At 43.6% G+C, this 11,355-nt stretch carries 6 protein-coding genes and 1 pseudogene; all 7 read left to right on the forward strand.

The window, feature by feature from the left end; genetic code table 11:
- A pseudogene (locus tag AC1DPZ_RS15140) lies at nucleotides 1-749 on the forward strand (glycoside hydrolase family 88 protein); the annotation flags it as partial.
- 22 nt (nucleotides 750-771) lie between these two features.
- Entirely contained in the window at nucleotides 772-2,679 is a 1,908-nt protein-coding gene (locus tag AC1DPZ_RS15145; RefSeq protein ID WP_477404790.1) for a glycoside hydrolase family 97 protein, read from the forward strand.
- A 131-nt stretch (nucleotides 2,680-2,810) separates the two neighbouring features.
- Nucleotides 2,811-4,040: an L-fucose:H+ symporter permease gene (gene fucP / locus AC1DPZ_RS15150; RefSeq protein WP_477404792.1), complete on the forward strand. Its 1,230-nt coding sequence runs from the start codon at nucleotides 2,811-2,813 to the stop codon at nucleotides 4,038-4,040.
- A gap of 8 nt (nucleotides 4,041-4,048) precedes the next feature.
- The gene (locus AC1DPZ_RS15155) at nucleotides 4,049-5,134 is read left to right on the forward strand and encodes a serine hydrolase domain-containing protein (RefSeq protein WP_477404794.1); all 1,086 of its coding nucleotides are present in this window, start codon (nucleotides 4,049-4,051) and stop codon (nucleotides 5,132-5,134) included.
- Nucleotides 5,135-5,144: 10 nt separating this feature from the next.
- A complete protein-coding gene (locus tag AC1DPZ_RS15160) occupies nucleotides 5,145-6,830 on the forward strand; it encodes a glycoside hydrolase family 43 protein (protein WP_477404796.1) in 1,686 nt (561 codons plus the stop codon).
- A 115-nt stretch (nucleotides 6,831-6,945) separates the two neighbouring features.
- Entirely contained in the window at nucleotides 6,946-9,828 is a 2,883-nt protein-coding gene (locus AC1DPZ_RS15165; protein ID WP_477404798.1) for an endo-acting ulvan lysase-like protein, read from the forward strand.
- Nucleotides 9,829-9,865: 37 nt separating this feature from the next.
- Nucleotides 9,866-11,355: hypothetical protein (locus AC1DPZ_RS15170; protein ID WP_477404800.1), on the forward strand; the 1,490-nt coding region annotated here is incomplete at its 3' end.

Consider the following 11,355-nt stretch of genomic DNA (forward strand, 5'->3'; position numbering starts at 1 on the left):
ATCCTAAAGTGGGCACTATATTATCATGGCCGGCTATGGTAAAAAAGATGGGCTGGCCACACAATACCATTATTGATAATATGATAAACCTGGAATTGTTATTCTGGGCTTCAAAAAACGGAGGCAGCCATCACCTGTATAATATTGCGGTTAAACATGCGGAAACCACCATGCATAATCATTTCAGGCCCGATTATTCAGCTTATCACGTAGTAGTTTATGATACCGTAACCGGCAAAAAAATTAAAGGAATTACACACCAGGGATACGCCGATGGCAGCATGTGGGCCCGGGGCCAGTCATGGGCTATTTACGGCTTTACCATGTGCTACCGCGAAACCCATAAAGCGGAATTTTTGGATTTTGCACAAAATGTTGCAGATGTGTACTTAAAAAAATTACCTGCGGATTTGATCCCTTACTGGGATTTTAATGCACCTGATATTCCAAACGCACCTAAAGATGCATCCGCCGCGGCCGTTACCGCTTCGGGGCTGCTTGAGCTTTCCACTTTTGTAAAAGATAAAGCGAAGGCCAAATTATACAGGCACTATGCCGAAAAAATGCTGGTGACGCTTTCATCAGCAAGTTATCAAAGCAGAGGTACTAACCCGGCTTTCCTGTTACATTCAACAGGGCATAAACCCAACGGAACTGAAATTGATGCCGCTATCATTTACGCTGATTATTACTACATTGAGGCATTGCTGAGACTTGAAAATTTACAAAAAGGTAAACTTAAAAACTAACAAGCCAATTTATTTATATAAGATGATAATTACAGCCAGGCTAACAATATTGTGCTTTCTTACAACGTGGTGTGCCTCGTTAGGCTATTGCCAGGATATTATAAAAGGATCCGGAATTACAATTCAATCGCCCGATAAAAATATAATATTCAGTTTTTATCAAAAAAATAACGCAGGCAAACGTACTATGTATTACCTGGTAAATTTTAAAGATAAGCCGGTTATAACCGAATCTGTGCTGGACATACAGATGGATAACCAATTATCGGAGAAAGCCATGGCGCTAAAGGTTGATCAGCATAAAAACTGGTGCGAAAACCTGGAAATAAAAAGCATTAAAACCACCACCCATGATACAACCTGGTTGCCGGTTTTAGGTGAAGTTAGCCAGGTGAGAGACCATTACAACGAAACCGATATTACCCTGGTAAAGGACGATAACCCTGATTATGTGCTACAGGTACAGGTACGGGTTTATAACGAGGGAGCAGCTATTCGTTACTATTTACCCGAAAACCCCAAAGGAACATATTATAATATCACAGCCGAAAATACTGAATTCAGTTTGCCCCAAGGTACCCAAGCCTGGTTTGCCAACTGGGCCCAGGCTCCTTACTTAAAGTTGCCTCTAACTAATTGGCCCGGCGAAAGCGAACGCCCCTTAACACTTGAGCTTCCAAACGGTCTTTTTGTCGCCCTTGGCGAAGCTCAACTGGTGGATTATGCACGTACTAAGTTTAAGCTAAGCGACAGCAAAACTTCAACATTGGTAACATCCATGTTTGGTAGCGCACAGCTGGTATCGCCGGTTGGTACTCCATGGCGCGCTATCATGATAGCCGAAAAACCGGGCGACCTGGTTGAGCATAATTATATGATGTTAAACCTTAATGAACCGGGTAAAATAGCCAATACCAGTTGGATAAAACCCGGTAAAATTATGCGGGTAATGAGCCAAAGTACAGCCGATGCCAAAGCAAATATAGATTTTGCGGTAAAACATCACCTGCAATATATTCTATTCGACTGGAAATGGTATGGGCCGGCCTTTAGTTTTAGTTCTGACGCAACAAAAGTTGCCATTCCTGATTTTGACCTGCCCGGCATTATCCAATACGGTAAGGAAAATGGCGTAGGCATCTGGCTGTATGTAAACCAGCAGGCATTGTATGCACAAAGCGATAGCCTGTTTGCTGTTTATAATAAATGGGGTGTAAAAGGAGTAAAGTTTGGTTTTGTACAGGTTGGCTCGCACCGGTGGACAACCTGGGTGGAAAAGGCCATACAACAGGCTGCCGCCAGCAACATCATGGTTAATATACACGATGATTGGCGGCCTACCGGCGAACAACGTACCTGGCCAAACCTGGTATCGGCAGAGGGCATCCGTGGTAACGAAGAAATGCCGGATGCAACCCACAATACCATTTTACCATTTACCCGCTACATTGCCGGTGCTGCCGATTACACCATATGCTATTTTGATAAACGCATAAAAACCACGCACGCCCACCAACTGGCGCTGGCCGCCATTTATTACAGTCCATTGCAAACCCTGTATTGGTATGACAAGCCATCGGCAGAACATAACGAACCAGAGTTGGAGTTTTGGGACGGAATACCAACCACCTGGGATGAAACAAAAGTGATACAGGGTATGCCCGGCCAGTACATTACTACCGCCCGGCGCAAGGGAACTGATTGGTTTGTGGGTACCATCACCAATAATGATGCGCGCCAGGTTAAGCTTGAATTGAAATTTCTTGAACCAGGCAGAAAGTATAAAGCCAAAATATACAGCGATGATCCATCGGTTAATACAGCAACCCATGTTAAAGTGAGCATGCAAACGGTTACAAGCAAAACGGTTTTAAATATCAGTATGCAGCGTTCGGGCGGCGAGGCTATCAGTCTTGAACAAATTAACTAATACGCGATGCCTATTCAAATTGTATGTACAGAAGTATTGGTAATTTGCGATAATATAACCAAAGCTGCCTCATTATTTTTACCTATGCTTAAATCTAAATACAATCATTGTTTTAATCAAACCAATATTTTATGACCTCAAAACCCGCATTTACCGAGAAGAGATTCATCGTCCCCTTGATTTTTGTCACCTCATTATTTTTAATGTGGGGTTTACTACTATCCATGAGCGATGTACTCAATAAGCATTTTCAAAATGTGCTTAGCCTTTCCAAATCGCAATCGGGTCTCATCCAGTTTTCCGTTTTTGGGGCATATTTTATTATGAGTGTCCCTGCCGGGTTTTTTTTAAAGAAGTTTGGCTATAAACCAGGTGTGCTGCTTGGCTTATTATTATTTGCAGCCGGTACATTTTTATTTGTACCCGCTGCCAATGCCGCTTCATTTAACTTTTTCAGGATTGCCTTGTTTGTTTTGGGATGTGGTATGGCAACGCTTGAAACTGTGGCACACCCCTTTGCAGCCGCCCTTGGTGATCAGCGTACCAGCGATCAGCGCCTTAATTTTTCACAATCCTTCAACGCGGTCGGTACCATTATTGGGCCTGCTATCGGCTCTTATTTTCTTTTCCGTTCAACAACCGAGCATAGTACCGATCTTACATCGGTAAAATCATTATACATCGGTATAGGATGTGTAATTATATTGATAGCAGTCGCTTTCCTGTTTTTAAAAATCCCCGTATTGATCGATCCGCATACCAAGGTAGCAACAGACCCCGATGCGACTAACATAGATATTGAACCCAATAAAAAACTATATGAGCATAAACATTTTGTATGGGCGGTAGCTGCCCAGTTTTTTAATGTTGCCGCACAAGGCGGTACCTGGGCCTTTTTTATTAATTACGGGCATGAAGTAATGAAACTGAGTAGCCAGACCGCAGTAAATTACATGAGTATATTTATGGCTATGATGGCTGCTGGCCGTATTGTAGGCACTTATTTGATGCGGTTTATAGCGCCGAATAAATTGCTTGCCATTTTCGCTATTTGTAATATCATTATGTGTTTAATTGTTGCACAGGGTTTTGGCTGGCCTTCCTACATTGCTTTAATGATGATCAACTTCTTTTTCAGCATTATGTTCCCAACCATATTCAGTCTGGGCTTAAAAAATTTAGGGAGCCATACCCAGCAGGCCTCATCCTTTATATCAATGGGCGTAGTTGGTGGCGCGTTCTTCCCGTTCATTATGGGGCAGGTTGCCAATCATGATGTGGCAAAGGCATATTATTTACCCATTATTTGCTATGTGGTTATTTTCCTGTTTGCTTCAAAGTATTACAAGGTTAAACACTAATGAGGTCATTGAGAAGGTATTCAATGGGTAATTTGCTGCTTTGCTGTTTATTGGCGAATGTAGTTACCGTCTCCGCGCAATCTCACATTAAAAAAACAGCCTATGATTTCTCTGTTATCGATAGCAAGATCAATGGCTGGATAGATAGCGGTTACTATAAGGGAGCATCTATCCTTATTGCGAAAGACAATCAACCCATACATGAAAAATATTTTGGTGATTATACCCCTGCATCGGTAGCATATATTGCTTCTGCAGGAAAATGGCTGGCCGCTGCAACCATAGCTGCGGTTGTTGACCAGGGAAAGCTTTCATGGGATGATAGAGTAAGTAAATGGCTGCCGGAGTTTAAAGATGTTAAAGGCCAGGCAACATTGCGCCAGCTTTTATCGCATACAGCGGGTTATCCTGATTATCAGCCGCCAGGTAACCATACCGATAATTACCAAACATTAAAAGAATCGGTTGCACATATAGTTGACCTGCCTGCAGATACACTGCCCGGAATCAAATTTAAATATGGCGGCCTGGCCATGCAGGTGGCCGGCCGGATGGCCGAGCTGGCAACGGGTAAAGATTGGGAAACCATTTTCCAGGAAAATATTGCCGACCCTTTGCACATGACCGCAACACATTTTACCCCGGTTAGCGATGTTGGCGGCCAAAGCCCTATGCTGGGTGGCGGCGCAAGAACCAGCCTTCGTGATTATGCAAATTTTTTGAGCATGATTATGAATAATGGCGAGTATAAAGGCAAAAGAATATTGTCTGTAAAGGCTATAGAACAAATGCAGGCAGACCAGGTAAACGGTGCGCCGTTTACCGAACAATATATCATAAAAACCCGGGGCAGCAATCGTAACGATATTTACGGTTTAGGCGAATGGCGTGAGGAAGTTGACACCAATGGTAAGGCAACATTGATCAGTAGCCCAAGCTGGGCCGGGGCATATCCCTGGATAGATAAAAAAAATAAGGTGTATGGCTTTTTCCTGGCCCGGGTTTTTCAAATGAAAAATGGGTTTAATTCTTTCTATGCCAGCCCGGTTTTGCCCTTAATGGTGAGGGATGTGTTGGCTGGTCACGCTAAGTAAATTCAGAAATATGCAGAGCAGCACAAAAAATATGTTTATTCTGAATGCTGGAAATTCCGGTAAATATAAGATGCTGGTTTTAATGATGATATTATCGGTATTATCATCATTAGCCTGCGCGCAAAACGCAGCGTTATCAAAAGTGTGGGTTGCCGATCTGGGTAATGGAAAATACAAGAACCCTATTTTATATGCCGATTATTCGGATCCGGATGCTATCAGGGTTGGGAGCGATTATTATATGGTTGCATCAAGTTTTAACTGTACGCCGGGCTTACCTATTTTGCACTCTAAAGACCTGGTAAACTGGAAAGTAATCAACTATGCCTTAAAAAAGCAGGAACCCGAGGCTATATATGATCTGCCGCAGCATGGCAAAGGTGTTTGGGCACCCAGTATAAGACATCATAATGATGAATTTTATATTTACTATCCCGATCCTGATTACGGTGTTTTCATGGTTAAAACTAAAAATCCGGCCGGCGACTGGGAAAAGCCGGTATTGGTTTTACCCGGAAAAGGGATCATAGACCCTGCACCGTTATGGGATGATAACGGCAAAGCTTACCTCGCTGTTGCCTGGGCAGGTAGCCGCGCGGGCGTAAACAGCCTCATCACAGTTTTTAAAATGGATGCTGATGGAACCAAAGTGACCGATGAGGGTAAACATGTTTTTGACGGACATGGTAAAAACCATACTATTGAAGGGCCTAAATTATATAAGCAAAACGGTTATTACTACATTTTTGCCCCCGCTGGTGGGGTAGCAACCGGCTGGCAGCTGGTATTAAGGGCGAAAAGCATTTATGGCCCGTATGAAAATAAAGTGGTTATGGATCAGGGTAAAACCGATGTAAACGGGCCGCATCAGGGGGCATTGGTAGAAACCCAAACCGGGCAGCCCTGGTTTATTCATTTTCAGGATAAAGGTCCTTACGGACGTATAGTTTACCTGGAGCCTGTAAAATGGGTGAATGATTGGCCCGTAATCGGAAATGATATAGATGGCGATGGTAAAGGAGAACCTGTGCTCACCTTTAAAAAGCCCGACGTTGGTAAAGTATATCCTATAGAAACACCGGCAGAAAGTGATGAGTTTAACAGCGAATCACCAGGTTTGCAATGGCAATGGCATGCCAACCCCAAACTGCAGTGGAGCGCCCAAATACCAGGAAGTGGTTATTTAAGAGTGTTTGCTATTCCGCATGATAAGGATGTTGTTAACCTTTGGCCGGTTCCAAATTTACTGCTGCAAAAATTCCCGGCTCCAAATTTTACTGCTGTTACCAAAGTTGATTATAAAGTTGAGTGGGATGTTTGGCAGGGTAAAAAAGCCGGATTGATAATTACGGGCAATGATTATGCTTATTTATCCATCACCAAAGATGAAAAAGGATATAAAATAAGCCAGGTGATCTGCAAAAACGCGCTGAACGGCGGTGCCGAAGAAATAATCGACGAAAAAAGAATAAGCACATCCGTTGCGTATTTAAAGGTAAGCGTAATAGCTCCTGGCGCACGCTGTGCCTTCAGTTACAGCGAGGACGGTATAAATTTTAAATCGGTTGGCCAGGATTTTTATGCTAAGCAGGATAAATGGATAGGGGCAAAGGTTGGACTGTTTTGTACAAGCAACCCTGGTGTGCGTTTAGGCGGATATGCCGATTTTGATTGGTTCAGGGTAGATGCAAAATAGGAATCAGTGTTAAGTCAATAGCACTAAGTCGTAAGTTGTAAGTCGGATTTATTCTTTTTGACTTCGAACTTAAGACTTTCGACTAAAGGCTAAGGTCAATTCAAGGTTATAATAAGTGACTAAAGATATGCGATTGAAAAGTATTAAAATAAGTTTTTTTAGTGTGGTTATGCTGTGGGCAGTAATGCTTAACCCTACTCATCTTCGGGCTCAAAATATAGCAATACCTGCTCATATCAGTCCATTCCGTCCGAGACTGGTTACTGATGCACGGACAGGGAAAGATCAGCTGAAAAAACTGATTGAAAAAGAAGCCTGGGCTAAAACTACTTACCAAAGTATTGATAAAGAAGTGAAACCCTATGTTATCCGCCATCAAACTGATAGTACATGGATAGTTTCCCGCCTTCAAATGTACTGGAAGGAACACTCAACGGATGTTTACATCAAGAACGGCGTTTATGCTTATGCATCGGGAAAAGCGCCCGTACCTACCGTTCGTTTTACGGGTACAAGGGACGTGGCAACCGCATATTCGCACCCGGCTTTGGATGATATTAAGCCATATATGGATCAGGATGGTAAAATTTATCTTCAAAATAAAACAGCCCCAGGTAAACCATGGGAATGGGTAGATCAATCAAAAACCGGCCGTATTATTGAATCTATCAACATTGATATCATGAATAAAGCCCGCGATGCCGCTATGATATACTGGTACACCGGTGATGAAAAGTATGCCAGGTTTGCCTATGATATTTTCAATACTTACGTAACCGGCATTTATTACCGTAACGAGCCAATTGACCTAAGCCGCGGACACGATCAAACATTGGTGGGTTTATCTGCTTTTGAAGTGATCCATGAGGATATAGTTGAACCGCTTACCGCATGTTATGATCTGTTATATAATTACATCGATAAAAAGCATAAGGATAAAAAAACACTATACGCGGGCGCTTTAAAAAAATGGGCCGATATCATCATTAAAAATGGCGTCCCGTTTAATAACTGGGACTTGATTGAAGCCCGGTTTGTAGCCAATATAGCCCTGATACTTGATGATAATGATCAGTATACCGATGGCAAAGGCTGCCAGTACTACCTTGACCAGGTACTCAATAAAACCAATACCCGCCAATGGGCGCTTATGGATTTGTTAATAAAAGGGTATGACCCTAATACCGCAATCTGGTCCGAGTGTCCTGGCTACTCTGTTAACGTTCTGGGTGATTTTACTGGTTTTGTTGGCTTTTTTGACCGCACTTTAAAAATTGATTTCTTACCACAGATGCCTGTTTTACCAAAAGCAGTATTGGCGCAGGCGCAGTATCTTTATCCCAATGGTTATATTGTTGGTTTTGGCGATACTCACTATGGTCATTTACCCACCCGTGGCATTGAAGATATGATCAGGAATGCGCGGTTATATCATAAAACCGGGCAGGAGGCCACTTACACCAGGATGCTGAAAACCATTCAGCAAATAGGTGTTGAAAAAGCGCAAAAGGATGCGCCAAAACGAGGCGGTTTTAACGCGTTGTTTGCCAGCCCGCCTTTAACCCTTTCCGAAAAAATACCTGCCGGTAAACCAGGCGATTACTTAACCGCCACATTTTGGTCGCCTAATGTAAGCTGGATGGTGTTGCGAAATGGATTGGATGTAAATAACGGGTTAATGATATCGCAGGCAGGCTCCTCGGGCAATCATGCGCACGCCAACGGCATTGCTATGGAGCTTTATGGAAAAGGGCTTATCATGGCTCCCGAAGGCGGTATAGGTGGCAGTTATTTCCAAACGGACTATGCCGAATATTATTCGCAGTTCCCCGCGCATAACACCGTAGTGGTTGATGGTATTTCATCGTACCCTACCATGAAGAGTAATCACCCCTTGCAATTAACGGCCTGTTACCCACAGTCCGGGAGGGTTGATGGTTATTTCCCCGATGTAACCTTTTCTGATGTAAGTTTCCTGGAGCCCGAAACAAATGCCGATCAAAACAGGCTGATGAGTATCATACGTACAGGAGATAGTTCCGGTTACTACGTTGATATTTTCCGTTCAAAGAAAAAACTCGGCGGGGATAAGTACCATGATTACATTTACCATAACCTGGGTCAGCAGGTTACCCTGTCAGATAGTTTGGGCCAGGCCTTAGCGTTGAAAACTACGGATAAACTCACTTTTGCCAATGTTGAATTAATGGGCTACGATTATTGGTGGGATAAAAAAGCTATCACCTCCTCAAATGATTTTAAGGCCAGGTTTGACCTGCAGATCCCGGGCAGACAGCCGGTGGCTATGAATATGTGGATGAAAGGTTACCCCGGCAGGGAAATATTCAGCGTTAAAGCCCCGCCATCCCGCTCATGGCGCGGTAATGAGATGATACCGGATAGTATTGCCAACATGCCATTGCCAACTGTTGTAGTGCGCCAAAACGGCGAAGCCTGGAACAAACCATTTGCCGCAATATATGAGCCATCAGCGGGAGCAGCAGGAAGTACTATTAATAAGATATCTTCATTTACTGCCGCCAGTGCAGATAGTACGTTTACCGGCTTGCTGGTTGAAAGCAAAAATGGATTAAGCGACTATATTATGATAGATGGGGGTAAGGCAACGACTATTTATCATGACATAAGTTTTAAGGGCATGTTCAGCGTGGTGAGGCTAAAAGCTGGAAAAACCGACTTCCTGTTTTTAGGCAATGGTTATAGTTTGCAAAAAGGTGGTTATGGTTTACAATCAAATGTCCCGTCTTCGGCCGCGTTAAGTTTCAGCAACAACCAGCTTTACTTTACAGCCGACCAGGACGTTGTTTTAACGGTTCCTGATGATTATGCCGCCGGAAAGAATGTTGTCCTGAATTATAGTATTAGCGGTAAGCCGGTAACCATAACCGGGAAAAAGGTAATAACCGGAAACCAACATAGCGTTCAGTTTGATATGCCGGTTATGCCCTTAACTAAAATAGCTATTAAACCCGAGTAATGTGAAAGCAGTTAGGTGTTGTATTATAGTTTTAATATTGATCGTTCTTTTAGTTCCTTCGGTTAAAGCCCAGGTATGGCAATGGTCTGTACAAGTAAGGGATGCTAAGGAAAACCCGGGACAGKCACGGGCGTTTTTATGGATTCCGCCGAACTGTAAAAGTGTAAAGGCCGTTGTTTTTGCGCAGAATAACATGGAAGAGCAATCCATACTGGAGAGTGAAAATTTCAGGGCAAAAATGGGTAAGCTGGGCATTGCCGAGATATGGGTAAGCCCGGCATTTAACGGAAAGTTTTTATTTAACGAAGGCGCAGGGGAGCAGTTTAACAAAATAATGGACGATCTGGCATTAGCATCGGGTTATGATGAGCTAAAATTAGCTCCGGTAATACCTATGGGCCACTCCGCCATGGCAAGTGTTCCCTACTATTTTGCCGCCTGGAACCCCGGACGCACGTTGGCTTGTATATCCGTAAGCGGGCAATGGCCTTATGTACGCAACCAGTTTTTACCGGATATCTGGAGTAAGGATCAAAATATTGATTATATACCAGGTTTGGAAACTATGGGAGAGTACGAAGCGGCAAATACCTGGTCGGATGAAGGGTTAAAAGAACGCCGGGAGCATCCGCTGATGCCGCTGAGCATGCTGGCCAGCCCGGCCCAGGGTCATTTTGCCGCCACCGAAGAAAAGATTGCCTACATAGCTTTTTATATAAAAAAGGCGGTTCAATATCGTTTACCTAAAAGTACCGCGGTGGGTGAGGCGCCTGTTTTGGTAAAAATTGACCCCACAAAACAAGGGTGGCTGGCTGATAAATGGCGCTACAACCAATTGCCTATGGCCAAACCTGCTCCGGTAAATGAATATAAAGGCGATCGGGGGCAGGCTTTCTGGTATTTTGATGAAGAGACAGCTAAAGCAACTTTAAATTATGAAGCTAAGCACCGCAACCAAAAACCGCAGCTGATAGGTTATGTTCAGCATGGTAAAATGGTTGAACAGCGGAACACCCACCAGCAGGTTAATCTTAAATTTGAGCCGGAAGCCGATGGTATTACTTTCAAATTAAAAGCCGCGTTTTATGATACCGTAGCCAGTGGTAGCCCAAGGTTACCCGTTTGGGCAGATATGCCTGTTGGTAGTAAAATTGGTCATTCGTTAACAGGCGAACCTATCCGCATTGACCGGATAACCGGCCCGGTTATTAAGCTTAATGACACCACTTTCCGGTTGCATCCGCAATTAGGATACTGGGAAAATCCGCACAGTTACGAATTATGGTTTGCAGCTACCCATCCCGGTGATGCCGAATATAAACCTGCTGTACAGCAATCGCAAATGGTAGTGCCTCCGCGTAATACACAGGGAAAAGAACAATATATTACATTTTCTCCAATTCCAGATCAGGCATCCGGAGCTAAAAATATAATGCTGGAAGCTGCCTCAGATGCCGGCGTTCCTGTGTACTTTTATATCCAGGACGGCCCTGCTGAAATAACCGGGAACAGGGTAAACCTTACTGC

The organism is Mucilaginibacter sp. P4_G9, from assembly GCF_056400985.1.

What these genes read in the sequence shown, in the direction of transcription:
- AC1DPZ_RS15145 (WP_477404790.1), top strand. Translation starts at nt 772, where the DNA reads ATGATAATTACAGCCAGGCTAACAATATTGTGCTTTCTTACAACGTGG.
- AC1DPZ_RS15160 (WP_477404796.1), top strand. Translation starts at nt 5,145, where the DNA reads ATGCAGAGCAGCACAAAAAATATGTTTATTCTGAATGCTGGAAATTCC.
- fucP (WP_477404792.1), top strand. Translation starts at nt 2,811, where the DNA reads ATGACCTCAAAACCCGCATTTACCGAGAAGAGATTCATCGTCCCCTTG.